Source organism: Vibrio sp. Scap24, from assembly GCF_013394185.1.
GTDB classification, from domain to species: Bacteria; Pseudomonadota; Gammaproteobacteria; order Enterobacterales; family Vibrionaceae; genus Vibrio; species Vibrio pomeroyi.
This window is the reverse complement of record NZ_CP041332.1, coordinates 3,327,003-3,341,818: the sequence shown is the minus strand read 5'-3', so window position 1 is coordinate 3,341,818 and position 14,816 is coordinate 3,327,003. Positions and strand designations below refer to the sequence as shown.

13 protein-coding genes and 1 pseudogene are annotated in these 14,816 nt (G+C 43.6%); 10 read left to right on the top strand and 4 right to left on the bottom strand.

From position 1 onward, the window contains the following. Position 1: 1 nt before the first annotated feature. The 3 genes from FLM53_RS14885 to FLM53_RS24145 all read left to right on the top strand — a co-directional run bounded on the left by FLM53_RS14885 (position 2) and on the right by FLM53_RS24145 (position 3,836). Complete coding sequence (locus FLM53_RS14885; protein ID WP_176681445.1) at positions 2-790, top strand: hypothetical protein; 789 nt, start codon at positions 2-4, stop codon at positions 788-790. A gap of 396 nt (positions 791-1,186) precedes the next feature. Next, on the top strand, positions 1,187-3,229 hold the full coding sequence (locus tag FLM53_RS14880) for an FUSC family protein (protein WP_176681446.1): 2,043 nt from the start codon (positions 1,187-1,189) through the stop codon (positions 3,227-3,229). Between the two features lie 139 nt (positions 3,230-3,368). Continuing rightward, positions 3,369-3,836 carry a prepilin-type N-terminal cleavage/methylation domain-containing protein gene (locus FLM53_RS24145; RefSeq protein WP_306293726.1) on the top strand — a complete coding sequence of 156 codons (468 nt, stop codon included), beginning with the start codon at positions 3,369-3,371 and terminating at the stop codon, positions 3,834-3,836. A 138-nt stretch (positions 3,837-3,974) separates the two neighbouring features. Here the strand turns inward: FLM53_RS24145 and FLM53_RS14870 are convergent, their stop codons facing one another. Beyond that, positions 3,975-5,411, bottom strand: a complete 1,437-nt coding sequence (locus FLM53_RS14870; RefSeq protein ID WP_176681447.1) for an amidohydrolase family protein — start codon at positions 5,409-5,411, stop codon at positions 3,975-3,977. A gap of 254 nt (positions 5,412-5,665) precedes the next feature. Here FLM53_RS14870 and FLM53_RS14865 point away from each other — a divergent pair, with 254 nt between their 5' ends. The 3 genes from FLM53_RS14865 to FLM53_RS14855 all read left to right on the top strand — a co-directional run bounded on the left by FLM53_RS14865 (position 5,666) and on the right by FLM53_RS14855 (position 7,238). Further along, entirely contained in the window at positions 5,666-5,908 is a 243-nt protein-coding gene (locus tag FLM53_RS14865; protein WP_176681448.1) for a hypothetical protein, read from the top strand. A 7-nt stretch (positions 5,909-5,915) separates the two neighbouring features. Next, entirely contained in the window at positions 5,916-6,707 is a 792-nt protein-coding gene (locus FLM53_RS14860) for an AraC family transcriptional regulator (protein ID WP_176681449.1), read from the top strand. A 75-nt stretch (positions 6,708-6,782) separates the two neighbouring features. Then, positions 6,783-7,238, top strand: coding sequence for a GNAT family N-acetyltransferase (locus FLM53_RS14855; protein WP_176681450.1), 456 nt, complete (start codon positions 6,783-6,785; stop codon positions 7,236-7,238). Positions 7,239-7,390: 152 nt separating this feature from the next. Here FLM53_RS14855 and FLM53_RS14850 read toward each other — a convergent pair whose 3' ends face one another. Continuing rightward, positions 7,391-9,202, bottom strand: a complete 1,812-nt coding sequence (locus FLM53_RS14850) for a PLP-dependent transferase (protein WP_176681451.1) — start codon at positions 9,200-9,202, stop codon at positions 7,391-7,393. A gap of 142 nt (positions 9,203-9,344) precedes the next feature. Here FLM53_RS14850 and FLM53_RS14845 point away from each other — a divergent pair, with 142 nt between their 5' ends. Beyond that, on the top strand, positions 9,345-9,800 hold the full coding sequence (locus FLM53_RS14845) for an Lrp/AsnC family transcriptional regulator (RefSeq protein WP_176681452.1): 456 nt from the start codon (positions 9,345-9,347) through the stop codon (positions 9,798-9,800). A gap of 11 nt (positions 9,801-9,811) precedes the next feature. Here FLM53_RS14845 and FLM53_RS14840 read toward each other — a convergent pair. Continuing rightward, positions 9,812-10,439 (bottom strand): annotated as a pseudogene (locus FLM53_RS14840) (type II secretion system protein). A gap of 345 nt (positions 10,440-10,784) precedes the next feature. Between FLM53_RS14840 and FLM53_RS14835 the strand changes: the two are divergent. The 3 genes from FLM53_RS14835 to FLM53_RS14825 all read left to right on the top strand — a co-directional run bounded on the left by FLM53_RS14835 (position 10,785) and on the right by FLM53_RS14825 (position 13,587). Beyond that, positions 10,785-11,693 carry a dienelactone hydrolase family protein gene (locus FLM53_RS14835; protein ID WP_176681453.1) on the top strand — a complete coding sequence of 303 codons (909 nt, stop codon included), beginning with the start codon at positions 10,785-10,787 and terminating at the stop codon, positions 11,691-11,693. Positions 11,694-11,900: 207 nt separating this feature from the next. Further along, the gene (locus tag FLM53_RS14830) at positions 11,901-12,704 is read left to right on the top strand and encodes a MetQ/NlpA family ABC transporter substrate-binding protein (RefSeq protein WP_176681454.1); all 804 of its coding nucleotides are present in this window, start codon (positions 11,901-11,903) and stop codon (positions 12,702-12,704) included. Between the two features lie 202 nt (positions 12,705-12,906). Next, entirely contained in the window at positions 12,907-13,587 is a 681-nt protein-coding gene (locus FLM53_RS14825; RefSeq protein WP_176681455.1) for a haloacid dehalogenase type II, read from the top strand. Between the two features lie 239 nt (positions 13,588-13,826). On the opposite strand, the gene FLM53_RS14820 is transcribed toward FLM53_RS14825, so the two are convergent. After that, positions 13,827-14,702, bottom strand: a complete 876-nt coding sequence (locus FLM53_RS14820; protein ID WP_176681456.1) for a LysR family transcriptional regulator — start codon at positions 14,700-14,702, stop codon at positions 13,827-13,829. Positions 14,703-14,816: the final 114 nt, after the last annotated feature.

Below are 14,816 nucleotides of genomic sequence, written 5' to 3'. Positions count from 1 at the left end.
AATGACAGCAACAATTTCAATCAGTAAAAGTGCGATGTTTGAGTTAATAATGGCTGGATTCGAAGCATACGCAGTGAAACATCAAGCTAGTAAGAAAATATCTATAGAAACAGGCGCCCACCTTTGGGGGAGCATCAACAAGAATCATCCATTTAAATGTACAATCAACCACTTATCAGTAGAGACCTCGGCGAATCGAAAACCATCCTCCGTTTCATTTAATCAAAAGTCACTCCTAATCAAAAAAGACATCGCAAAAGTATTCGGAGAGCAATACCAGTATATCGGTACAGCCCATTCTCATCCATATTCTAGGCAAGAAGTCTCAAATGCTGCTCAAATTAGAGCGCTTAAGTTTTATCAGTTGTCTAGTGCCGACCACAATTGTGAAATAGGATGCCCAGAAATTGAGGTTGCAGGGAAATCATACAGTGTTGCTTTAATTTTAACACTCCACTCTATGCTCAAAGCAAATGATAGAAAAGATGGACAATGTTTCGGAGAGCCGCTTATTGAATTTTCTCTTGGGAATATCAAATGTTGGCTTTACGGACGTGTTTTCCAACATAAAACTAAAGCATCTCTAAGTGATGAAGAACGTGATTCGTTTGAACGTTATGGCATGAGTTTAGCGAAATTTTCTGCTGATGAAATCCTTCCGATACCTCAACATACTATGTTAGAAAGTAATATTGCGCTGGATACCATTTGCGCAGACTTTGGAAGATTAAAATTTATAGATAATGACTCTGAATACGATCTCGCTTCAGTTGCTGAAAGCCGCTGGTAAAGAGTCAAATCATCATAAAACAATACTAAAGACTAACATTTGAAGTAAGATTTTTGAAAACGAGAAAGCCCAGTTGGCCAACTGGGCTTTCTTTATCTGAATATGTTGTCATAAATCTAGTAACTAAAAATACACATTACACATTCCTCTCTATCATTATATTTACTATTACGGTGAAGTTGTAAGTAGGACAGAGCTCAGTTTAATAAAAGCTAAATTGGTGTGGCGATATTGTTTTACTCAATTAGTTTATCCATTCACAACCAGATTTCTCCTATTTTCTGACTTATCGCTAAACTTGCAACAGCGCTTCAATTTATCAATCTGTGATTGAAACCAGCACAATGTAGAAGTTTGGCGTTACACTGAATGAGACATAGCAAGTAAAGAGGGTCTATGACGTTTTCTCCTGCCATTCTGCGTAAAATCTGGTACTCCCCTTCGATTAACCTAGGGCTTCGTGCCACCAGTGCCATTGTGCTATTTTTCGGCTTAGGGTTGCTGTCGAATCACATCAATATTGCCATGACCGCACTCATGACCATGCCCGCCGCTTTGATTAGTGGGCTTGATGCGGCAGGCCCAAGGCGATGGACACGTTTTACGATTACCGCAACCGCTTGGGGAGTCACTCTCGCCGTCAGTTACGCTCTGCTGATCAGTGGGCTGCCTATATGGTTAACCTATGGCGCACTGGGTGCCTTACTTGCCAGTGCGGCGGTCAACGGTCCATTTTGGGCACGACTCGGCATGTCTAGCCTCCTGATTGCTGTCGTTACCCTATCACTTCATAATTCCAACACAGCGCTAAGCTTGTACCCTATGCTGGTACTGGGCCCTCTTACTTTTGCACTGTTTAGCTGGCTTTGGTTTGCCCTATGGAAACACTATGCGTTGCGTGTATGTTTATCTGCAATTTACGAGACGTTGGCAGACTACATCCAATATCGCCAAGCTTTCTTGTTAGGTGGCGAAAATGAAGCGCCCAAAAGACGCATCAAATACCAGCTCATCGAGTTGTTCCAACAGGCGCTTCAATCCGAATCTTTTCGCTCTAAACACGAAGATGCAAACTCGCTCCGACAAGCCTTGTTCCTTGCTCTTGATACTTTTGAAGTAATACTCAGCAGTCACACCACGAATCCAGACCTATTAAGCCAATTTCAATCCAGTAAACAAAAGCGAGATTTGTTATTGGTTTGGAGCCAACATTGCCAGCAACGATTAAGACACAAAGCCAAACAGCTGTTGCACAACACTAGCGAAGAGATGAAGCACTTAAGCTCATTAGAGCAAGAAGCCAATGACTTGATTGAAGCGGTGAAGCTTGAAGACCAACCTCGTTTTCGTTATTGGGCCTACGCTGTGAAGCACATTTCTCGTCGCATTGAGCTTAATGAACCCGCTTATGAACGCTCTTTTGAAGTGCAACCATTCGAATTGTCATTCCGTCTGCCAGGCCGAGGCAATCCAATTTGGCGTCATGTTACCCGTGTTGGTTTGATGTTCGCGCTTGGCGCAGGGATTGCCGAATACTTTGATTTGATTCGACCGGACTGGGTGTTGATTTCAATGCTCATGGTGATTCAGCCAAGCTTCTTGGCGACACGCAGTAAAACTTGGCAACGCTGTTTGGGTACGGCGCTTGGCGTGTTGTTCGCAACTTCTTTGATTCAATTAGGCGTACCAACAACCGCGATGTATACGTTAATTGTCATGCTCTTGCCCGTCGCGATGCTTAACATCATGCGAAATTACTCGCTCGCCATTGGTTGTATCACCGCGCTATTGATTTTGATTTATCAAGCCATGGCGCACCAAGGGCTCGATTTCGCAGCGCCACGTTTGATCGACAACATCGTCGGTGGCGCTATTGTGTTGCTCGGTTATGGTTTGTTGTGGCCGCAATGGCGAGGAAAAGAGATCCATAATCAAGCATTAACAGCATTGAATAGTTCAAAAAGCTTGTTTGTGTATTGCTATGAACAACTGCAAGTCGCCCCCGAACAACGCGACCACATGGACTTAACCAAGCAACGTGCTGCAATGCTCACAGCAGAAAGCGACCTTGAGCTGATTTACAATGAGATGCAGCAAGAACCAAGACACACTCGCGCTGACCCTCACTATTACGAAGATATGTTGAGCCACTATCGATTATTGAGCCATTACCTCTGCTTGCTGATTCCACTTATCAGAACAGGCACGCAATACCAAGGGACTCAACAAGTCGAACGCTTAATTCATGATGCGATGGACGCGTTGATCAATACCATTCGTGATAATCGCGTCCATGAACTACCTGCACTAACCAATAAAACCGATGCCGACCACCCAACTTCAAAAGCCGGTCAGCAATCAGTGGAAGAGATCATCTGGTTAGCACTAATGACTATAAAGCAAATGCACGACTTAGTTAGGCGTAACTTAAAGCCATAGATTTCCGCGTTATTGACTTAAAAGTCCCATCTCTGAATATTCCGAATCAGGATCCATTCATAAGTTGTTTATATTCTCAAAGGGATATGCGACACACGGTATGATCTCTTGGTTCGTAAATTTGGGCAGGATCGAAGCAGTGTTGAAGAGTCGTAACGGGTTTACAGTTATTGAACTGGTTGTGGTTATCGTTGTTTTGGGCGTGCTTGCAGCCATCGCTGCGCCGAGGTTCTTAAATCTCAGTTCCGAAGCTAAAATAGCGTCGTTACATGGATTAGGCGGAAGTGTAAAAGAAGCCAACCAACTGGTTTATTCTCAAGCGGTTATTGAAGGGCAAGAAAAATTATCCGCAGGTAGTGTGACCTTTAATGGCACAGAGGTCAAAACTCAATGGGGCTATATCAAACCTACCTACGAAGACATTGTTAAAGTGATTGATTTTTCTTCGGAGCAATTAAACAATTACTCTGATATACCTCAAGAGGAATGGGGCGTCTATGACCGGAAGCCTACTAACGAAGGCAAAAAATTCTCTACTTCACTCCCAGAGGCACCGCAAATATACCTGGAGAGATCCCTACTTATTGCATATTCCATTACTCTTTGACTGACGCTTCGATCGAACCCCAATACTACTATTCCACTCAAGGCTGTTAACCCAAGGGACTTACCCCCAACTTTCAGGGTAGCGATCCACAAAAACAAAAAAGTCCGGCGGATTCGTCGGACTTTTTGGTGTTCAATCTTAAAGCGTGTTCTTGAAGATCTTACCGTCTTTCATGATGAGATCCATTTCCGTTAGGTGAGAACCATCTTTCTTGGCATTGTTCGCTTCACCAAACCAAGTATCACGACCACCAACCAGTGTAATGTCTTCCAGTGGATTACCGTCGATAAGTAGGATGTCCGCGTATGCGCCCACTTCAATCACACCCAATTTTGCATCCGAGTATGGATCAATCCATGGTTGCATTAGCTCGGCAGAGATACGACCCGACGTCGATGTCATTGCACGCAGCGCAGAGAAGTTACCGAACATATCTGCGTTCAACCAAATCTCGTGAGCAATCTGCTTAGCACACGTATCTGCAACGCCTACACAGTCTACGTTGAAGGCACGGCGATCAAACCCAGCGTCTTCCGCGGCTTTCATCTCCTTCTGGTAGCTACCAAACGCCGCTTGTGCCGAAGCTAGCTTCTTCTGAATCAGAGGATCTTGTACCACTGGAATGGTCGCGAGATCCGGCGAAAATGCGGTGAGGTTCGTGGCAATGAACGCTCCCTCTTTATTGAACTTATCCACCATTTCCGCTTTGAACATAAAGCCATGCTCTAAAGTTTTCACACCTAGGTCGAGCGCTTGATGCATCGCTTGCTCAGAATACACGTGCGTTGCAACGTAAGAACCATAAGATTCTGCAATCGCGACCGCGGCTTTCATCTCATCGTCTAGATAAGAGTTGTACTGCCATGGGTCAAACTTCGAAGACACACCACCCGATTGGAACACCTTAGTGAACTGTGCCCCCTGACGATAGTTGTATCGAGCTTGCTCTTTAATCTCTTCAACACCATTCGCGTTACTCATTATATTGAGGATTTCCAGGTTCTGTGGTGAATCAGTAAGACGACGAGACTGTAAACCAACATCGGCATGCGAACCGATAGGTGCAATTGGGGCGCCCGATGCGTAAATACGCGGTACTTCTTTTAAGCGGCCATCACGTTCCATATCAGTCCATGAACCATCAGCACCACCTACATCACGAATCGTACCGAAGCCCATATCTAGATACATTTCTGCGAACTCTTGGCCGTGGATAGCTATCTCTGTCCAGCGCATATCATCAGTACCTAGCAAACCTTTTGGAATGGTTAAGTGCATGTGCGCATCAATTAAGGCTGGCATCAGTGTACGACCTTCACCATCAATCACTTGAGCGTCAGCTGGAATGTCTGCCTCGCCTTTAGTAATAGCGGTGATCTTATTATCTGTGACGACAACCGAGTGGTTCTTGTACAGTTTATTTTCAGTTCCGTTGAAAACATTAACGTTCTTAAAGACAACAACTTGAGGCGCTTCTGCAGCGACTGGTGCCGTTTCTTTAACGGGCGCTGGGGCAGCGATTGAGTAAGTAGCTGTCATAGCTAAAGAAGCGGCAATCAGTGTTTTCTTGAACATAAAATACTCTCTTAGTTAGTAGTGGTGCTCTGAAATCTGACGCCATATTACCCGCCAGTAGAAAGCGTTAATTGCCATTTGATGACACGCGATCACGTTCGGTTAAGCAAAAGAATGAGATTGACTTCTTGGTATCTAATTACTGTATTCACACTAGCTTCTTGTGGTTAAAATGCCGTATGGTACAAACAATCAAATATAAAGACTCGCGGCCTTTGCCACAGAGACTCTCCATTTAAACGAAAAGACTGACTATGAATTTTGATATCAATGCACTGAAACACCACCAACTGGTCGAAGATGGTCAACTAGAAGGGTGTTACATTCATCAGCCTGTACAGGGTAGTCTGCCAGACGATAAAGCGGTTTTAGCAGAGCGCCAAGCACTGGAAAAACTCGGCTATAAAGTCGTTCAAGTTAAAGCGAAAGGCGGAACAACAACCTTTGCCGAAGCGATGCAAGAGCTTGCGAAAAAGACAGGCCACCAGCCGAAATAATCAACGAATGAATACATGGAAAATCAAGCCCACATCAGACCTTCTCGCGCCATATGTTGAGTATATCTGGGCGTTGCAAGTCACTGAGCCAAGCCAACAGTCTGCTTTGCTGCTTCCTAATCCCTCAGCTAATGCCATTCTGTCCCCTTCTGCAGACAAACATGTTTACCGAAAAAGCGGATTCGAATTAGAGGTTCAAGGTGGACACTGGCTCTCTGCATACACTGAAGAACTTTATGTTGATGACTTGCATCCACGCCAGCTATTAGGTGTGAAGTTCTTTCCTGATGGTGCTTTTGGCTTAGGTTTGATGCGAGCGGAGAGCGCTAATCAGAAGCTCATTCAACCTCTCCCTTCATGTTTTCAATGGCAAGATGAAATGGATATCACTTGTCCGGACACAGCAGCCCACATCATAGAGTCACAGTTACTCTCTCTTCCACCCATTGATGATCAACGAATATGGAAAAGTGTTCATGAGGCTCGCTTGCACATCAACGAAGGCAAAAGCCTCGATTTGTTGCCAATGTCTAGACGCACATTGGAACGACAATTTGTACTAGTCACTGGTTTGTCGCTCAAACAATATGAGCAAATGGTGAGAATGGATCGTCTTATATGGGCTATCTACCAAGAGCAAGACGAGAAAATAGATTGGAGCGACCTCGCCTACCGCTTCGGTTTCAGTGACCAGCCCCACCTCATACGACAATTAAAAAAAGCGATTGGCGTAACACCCAAACGTTACTTAATCGAGAAGCACCTTTCTATAGACCTGTTTGGTGACTTCAGTAATTGATCTTGTCGCATTTGTTCAATTTTTCCAGAACCACAAAGTGTAGATTAGCCTTATGGTGACTAACGAGTTATAAAAATGAGAATTAGACAAGCAGATTTGAGTGATGCTCACTCTCTGAAAGAGCTATCCAAGCATGCAATTAGCGCGTGCTACACAAGTTTTATGGGTGAGGAAATGGTCAATGGCTACTTATCAAGTGGTGCTAGTGACGATGAAATTGACAAACATATTGGCAATACCTTTGTAGCCTTCGATGACAGCGAATCTGCCATTGGTTACGTCGTCGTTATTGATGACCTAATACACATTATGATGGTATCTCCAACACAGCAGCGTAAAGGTATTGGTGCAATGTTACTGTCGTTTGCTGAGGCGGAAATCCTCAGTAACCACCTCAAACCAACACTTGAAACCTTCGAGAGCAATACTCAAGCAATGAACTTTTACCTTAAAAATAGATGGACGATTTCTCGTAAGGAGTCGGATCCTGATTTTGGTTTTGTTCGCGTGTTTTTTGAGAAAGAAAGCTAATCGAAAAGCGTCTATTCGGGATTGCTCTATAGTCATTATCTGACACTCAAAAGGCTTCGCAAACGCGAGACGTTAGTTTTTCTATCTAGCGATGCAGCTATTCTCTAACGATTACAGCTCCCTACTTCACTGACATGGCTTACTAACCAGAGTTACTGAGTAAGTTGACTAAACTTCGGCAAGCTCTTCACAAACCTCTGGTGCACATCCATATAGGTTTGCATATAGATTTCGTCGATACGGTCGTTACTCGGGAAGCTCGATGAGAAGTCTGAGTGTTTACGATCAATCGATAACTTGGCTGCCTCGATAATATGAGCAATGAACATCCGAGGATCTTCCAACCCAATCGAAATACGCATTGTGGTCGGTTTAATACCCGCTTCATTGAGAGCCTCGTCGCTGAGCTCAGAGTGCGTGGTTAGTGCTGGGCACAGCGCGACCGTATTGGTTTGCCCTAGGCTCACTTGCATGCCAATTGCGGGCTCAAGCATATCGAAGAACTGTTTAAACCCATCTCGATTGATTGGCACACGATTACCGTTGCCTTCCATATCGATAGTAAACAGCGCGGCTGGTAGCCCCAAGTACATGTTGTTCTGGCAGTGTTCATAGTTATCGCTGTCAGGCAAAGCCGAGCACGAAACGTTGATGTCTGGGTGAGCATCAAAGATCTTCGCCAGAGTCAGTGTGTTGATGGTCTTTTGCACCACACGCATCTCATAGGTCTTCATGCCATTGAGCACTTCAAACGCTTTGTCTGCGTCTAAGAATGCACCCTTAATGTAGTACACATTCCAAAACAGGGTTTCGTTCCATGGAATGGTTGCCTCATCGCCATTGGGTTTGGTGAAAGCTACCTCCTCCCCTTTAGGGACAAACATGGTCTCATTGCGTCCAATGACGACCCCAGCCGTTGTGGTACCTGAACCTGCAAGCTCTTTGGTGTAAGAGTGAATCACATAATCTGGCCTTTCCATCACATCATCACGTTTGAGTACAGGATGAAGCAATGGCGTACCCACTGTTGAGTCGACAATCACATCCCAACCACGAGAGTGACCAGCTTTACTGATACTGGCGACATCTAACACGTAGCCATGCGGGTTACACGGTGATTCAAGGTAAACATAGATTTTTTTACCAGCAGCGAGGCGATCCGCATATTTGTCAGCAACCTCATCAAGGCGAGTCGCAAACTCATCTCCGGAGTAACCATCCACCCACTCTACCGCGACATGCAAGTTAGAAGGCTTGCCAAACCAATCTTCCAACAGTTGGTACGAACCGCCGTAGATGTTGCGTGAGGCCAACACAATGTCTTCATGCCCAAGTAAATGGCTCAACAACCCATCAATAGCCGCCATCCCCGAGTTAAAGTTCCACGCGAGGTACTCGTTGGCTCTCGAACCGGCCTCAATATCAACCATGTGATTAGCCAGTGAGATCGATGTTGGGTTAAGCAGCCTAGAGTAAATATCGTGCAGTGGCTCTTTACCGTTGAACGCATCCTCAATCCATTCAGTACAGGCAAACAGATAAGTCGCCGTGCGCGTAATCACAGGGCTTGCCGAGAAAATAGCCGCCACATTATCGAAAATCGGATACGCACCTTTAGAGGCAAAATTACCATTGTTGGTGGCAATGGATTGGTAAGTGGCACGCATCGGGTTTTGCAGGTTATCGAGGATCTTTGCGATCTGGAATGACAAAAAGCGTTTAGCGTTAAACCAAGCGATTCGGTCACTCTTATCGAGTTCTGAAAGTCCATCAACCGTTATTGCCCAAAGATCGTGTGTCTTGGTATTGGCTTTGTACAGGGTCGTCGCCAGTTCAATCAGCGTGACGCCGTAATCACTATTTGGGTCGATACCAAAATGCTTTGCTTGCTCAATGGCAAGGGCTTCCGCTTGTTCATGTTTAGTGGTTTTACGCAGCGGGCTAAGTTGAGTTGACGTATTCATAATTCCTAAGTCATTCCATGCTTGTTGTTCCTCCTTTAATTTTAGTTTTGTGCAGATGTTAAAAATTGCCATTTGCGAAGTAAGACATACACTTTGAGCAATAATATTGCCAAACTAGACCCAATATTGATGGGATATGCTAATGGATGAGATCGATAAGAAAATACTGGCTGAACTGCAAAGCAACGCTCGGCTCACCAATCAAGAATTGGCCGATCGCGTAGCGCTATCACCCTCTCCCTGCTTACGCCGAGTTCGAGCACTGGAGAAACAAGGGATTATTCGCGGCTATCACGCCAGCGTTGATCAAGAAGCGTGTGGCTTGCCTGTGAATGTGTTTGTGTTGGTGAAGCTTGAAAAGCCGACAGAAGAGAACATGCGAGACTTTGAGCAGCACATTGAAGCGATTGAAGAAGTATTAGAGTGCTTTTTAATGACAGGCAATCACGATTACCTATTACATGTGGTGAGCGAGTCACTCAAAAGCTATGAGCAGTTCATCCGCAAACAGTTAACCCGCCTGCCCAATATTGCTTCTATTGAATCCAGCTTCGCATTTGGTCAGGTAAAAACAAAGACTAAGCTGCCAGTGAGATAATTAGAAACGACTTAGTTTAACGGTTCAGAAGGCATTGGATAGTCATCTCCAATCAAACAGATAAGTGCGCCACCAAAAGCTTTGTCGTAACGTACTTTTCCGGTTGTATTAGAACTTTCGAGGCTCGTATTGCCATCAACCATCTGATTAATTTCTTGTGCCACTTTTGTTGGTACCAACCAGATACAAGCTGCTAGAGAGCAAGTGGATGACGACGATTCACAACCTGTCTCGGTGCTTCCTCGCCCCCATTGGCTGCCCTTTTCCTTAAGCAGTAGTTGCGTTGCTATGTAGTCTGGATGGTCAATGTACTGATCGCCACCTATCCAGGTATCGTCAAAAGATAGGTACGGTCCTTTCCATGTTGATAAGCCCGGATTTTCAATTAAGTGATTGATATTCAAGTAGCCGTATTTGGTGTCGGTATCGGAAGTAGTTGGAGGCAAAGAAGCATTGTCACGAGAATATTGCTCAGCGGCATCCAAGACTGTATTCAGTTGCCCGATCAAAAAGTTTGCCTCGTCGACACGGGACATACGGTTGCCAAACTGGTTGTAGATAAAAAAATGCGGTAATAAGCATGAGCAAACTAAACGCTGCAAGTTTCCATTTTTTTATCTGACGCAAAAGTTTCAACATCTAATCTTTATCTCTCATAAAAACGGTTCTAATAACGCTATGGCTTCCCTTATGGGGAAAGATTATACCAGAGTAAAATCAAGCGCTTTGTATTGAAACATACTGCCGTATTGGCCGTAAATATGCCTAACTCTTAAATGCCAATTTAGAGCTAGACCCTCCCCCCAATAAAAAAACAAAACTAAGACATGGGAATCGATTCCGAAGTGATCGTTTTATCTGACTGTCATCTAATTTTTGTACTTTGATATAACAAATAGCCAAAAAGATATTGAGCGATCGTTCAAATATCTTAACATTTCCACTATAGTTGATTGGTCAAACAACTCACAACAAGGAAAAGTTATGAATAAAAGTACCGAACCTCAATCAGATCCAACTCGATCCATCCCCCAAGAAGCATTTGATTGGTACGACGAATATGCACACGGCCTGATTGATCGCAGAGAGTTTATGGCTCGTTTATCTGGGTTAGCTGTACTTGGCTTAACCATGACAACATTAACTTCTGCATTGATTCCTAATTATGCGAAGGCAGAGCAAGTCTCTTTCAACGATCCTTCAATCAAAGCAACCTACGAGAAATTTCCTTCGCCTAAAGGACACGGAGAAGGCTATGGCTACTTGGTGGTACCAAAAAAACTAGAGGGTAATGCGCCTGTTGTATTGGTCATTCATGAAAATAGAGGCTTAAATCCCTACGTAAAGGATGTGGCAAGACGACTCGCGGCAGCTGGGTTTATTGCGTTTGCACCTGATGCACTCTATTCGCTTGGCGGGTATCCAGGTAATGATGATGAAGGTCGAGCAATGCAGAAATCTCTATCCAGAGAGAAAATCGAAGAAGACTTTATCGCCGCTGCAAACTTCTTGAAATCTCATGAAAAAAGTAACGGAAAACTAGGCGCTGTAGGATTTTGCTTCGGTGGCTATATCGTGAATATGTTGGCGGCGGTAATGCCAGATCAGCTGGATGCGGGCGTTCCATTTTACGGCACTCCTGCCGCTCCTGATTTAAGAAAGAACGTTAAAGGGCCATTACTGATCCAATTCGCTGGAATCGATAAACGTGTGAATGCAACTTGGCCAGACTATGAAGCTGAACTCAAAGAGATTGGGGCAGACTACACCGCTTACATCTATGACGGCGTGAATCATGGCTTCCATAACGATTCAACAGGTCGATATGCCGAAGAAGAAGCAGAATTAGCATGGACACGTACGCTTGAGTTCTTTAATCAAAAGCTTTCTTAATAGGCGAGATGGCCGAACCCGTTTTCTTTAAGTTCCAAGTGACTACCCTATAACTTACTCAACAAAACAAAAAGGCCTCATACGTGCGAGGCCTTTGTTTTCTCTATCTAACTTTGCTTCTAACAAACCTATTGACCCAACTTTATAAATAGATAATATAGACTTCTAGACACCTAAACGTCTTTTGGTTAATTAAATGGAGTTATCATGAACCGCTACAAAAAAATCACAGCATCCCTGTTGGCATTGGCATTCGTATTCGGCGTGACAGGATGTGGAAAAAAAGACGAGACTGTTATCAAGATTGGGGCGACAGTTGGCCCACATGCACAAGTTGTACAAGCTGTTGCCAAAGAAGCAGCAAAGCAAGGGATAAACATTGAACTCGTCGAATTCTCAGACTACATCACCCCTAACGCAGCACTCGACGATGGAAGTATCCAACTGAACAGTTACCAACATCAGCCATTTCTCGATAACTTTAATGATAATCACGATAGCAAGTTAGTTTCTATCGGACGTTCAATTTTGATGCGAATGGGCGTTTACTCGAACAAGTACACTTCGCTTGACTCTATCCCCGATAACGCACGAATCGCGATTCCAAACGACCCAACGAATGGCGGGCGCGGACTATTGCTACTTGAAGATGCAGGGCTGATTTCATTAAAAGACAACGCTGGTTTCAACGCATCTTTAAACGATATTGTTAACAACCCGAAGAACATTCGATTTGTTGAAGTGGATGCCGCTCAGCTACCCCGCTCTCTTGACGATGTAGATGCAGCAGCAATCACCATGAACTACGTAATGTCGGCTGGACTCGACCCTAAGAAACAAGGCATTTACTTAGAGAAAAAAGACGCACCTTTAGCAGTGATGGTTGTGGCGGCGCGAGAAGAAGACAAAAATAACGAAACGTATAAAAAGATCATCTCAATTTACCACTCACAAGAGATCAATGACTTTTTAAACAGCACTTTCAAAGGCACCATAGAAGCCGCAAATTAGACCAAGAAAGTCACCTTAGATTTGGCGTTGCATGTTACTCATTAAACAGCGCCAGATTTAAGTGACGTGTTCATCGATGACTCATCCCAACCCTCTTTTCTAGTTAGGGAACAAAGCTTAAGTTACTTAAATCGAGGTTGAAAACCGTATCATCAGAGCGGATTATGTAAGTATGAAATTCAATTAAATCTGGGTTCTTGGCATGAAAAAAGAAGTGATACTGTTTGATATAAACGAAACGGTTTTAAATTTGGAGTCATTACAACCTAAATTTAAAGCGGCATTCGGCAGTGAGGATGCACTGTCGCTTTGGTTCTCAAAGCTTTTGCACTCTTCAACGGTTTGCATCGCAACAAACGTAAAGTCTACTTTTTCTGAATTAGCGAATGCAGCGCTCGACGCCATTGCACAAAGGTACAAGTGTGATTTAACGGCGGAAAGCAAAGATGCCTTGTTAACTTCCTTTGCCAATCTACCACCGCACACTGATATCAAAGAGTCTTTGCTTAAATTGCGAGAGAACGGCTTTAAAACCGTCGCTTTTTCTAATTCATCCCTCGACCTAATCACTTCTCAAATCAAGAACTCGGGCTTAGAAGATTATTTCGACACCGTCATTTCCGTTGAAGAAACAGGCAGTTTCAAACCAAGCTCAGATGTGTATAAATTTGCAGCAGAAACGTTAAAAGAGCCTGTTGAAAACATTCGTCTTGTGGTTACTCACGATTGGGACACTCATGGTGCGTTATCTGCTGGCTTACAAGCAGCCTATATAGCCCGCACTGGAATGGAATATCATCCCTTGTATTTGAAGCCGGAGATTAGCTGCAGAACGATGGATGGTGTGGTCGAACAAATCATTAAGCACAATTTAGAAAAGTAACACCTCAAGGGACTTTTCTCCTGACTCGATACAAACAAAAAAGGCCTCGCACATGCGAGACCTTAGCTTTATCTACAAAGCAGTTTATCCGTAAGCAATTAACCACCAGCCCAATATTGCCTCTATAGAATCGAGTTTGCCATGCTAACCACCCTCTAAGTACCCTAGAGTTTCTTAATGTAAAAGATATCGACTCTAAATAATTCACTTTCATACAGTGAGATATTGGAATGAAGAGACTAACTTATCAATTCAAAAAATAATCGATGCAAGTACTGATAAAGAGGTGACTTCCTGTCTGTAAGACGAGTGTTAGTAGCCCAAATCGTGTCGTAACTTACAAACTCCGAGCCTTCGACTTGAATAAGATCTTCACTTAACAACAAGTGCGGCAGAACGTTTGCAACCTTTTGACGTTGCATAAGTTTGAGAGCAAAAGAAGCGGTATCGATATCGTGAGAATAATTTAGATCGATACCTTTATTATGTAGGTGGTAGATGAATTGGAACTTTTGCTCATTCCATCCGATTGCTCTTTGTTTAATAAACGGCCAATCTTTTACATCATCCCAAGTGCAATGACCGTGTTGCTTTGCTACCGCTATCACGAGTTTGTCATCAGATAATTTCTGTTGATAGATACTCATTGACCTATCGGGGTTGAATAAATGTATCCCTAAATTTACATCCCCAGCAATAATCTTTGTCTCCGTATCATCTCCCCATGAATGGATAGTAATCGGCGCATTAGGAAAGGCCATTAATAGCCGCTCATAAAATCCAATTCCAAACTTTTCCATCACTAAATCGGGTAATGCAATATGTATAGGTTCTACATATTTGGAGGGTTCAAAAATCGAGGGAACGACAGTTTCTTCTATATCTGTCAGTGCCATTTTGATTTTTGGCAGAATCGATACAGTGTAATCAGTAGGTTCAAATTTCCCTGACATCCTAACAAATAAGTCATCATTGAGTTGTTCTCGCAAGCGATTCAATTGTTTGCTAACTGCACTTTCTGTCAACCCTAAAACAACTCCAGCCTTGTTAAGATTTTGCTTTTCTGTCAGTACAATCAGTGTTTTTAACAAGTTCAAGTCGAGATCAATACGCACAACCACTCCTTTGCAAGTTGAATATCATTCAAGTAGACCTATCCTCTAAGTCTTAAAATTCCAGTTACTATATCACCTACGAATCAAAAGTTATAAAAATCACCTGCTCTTACA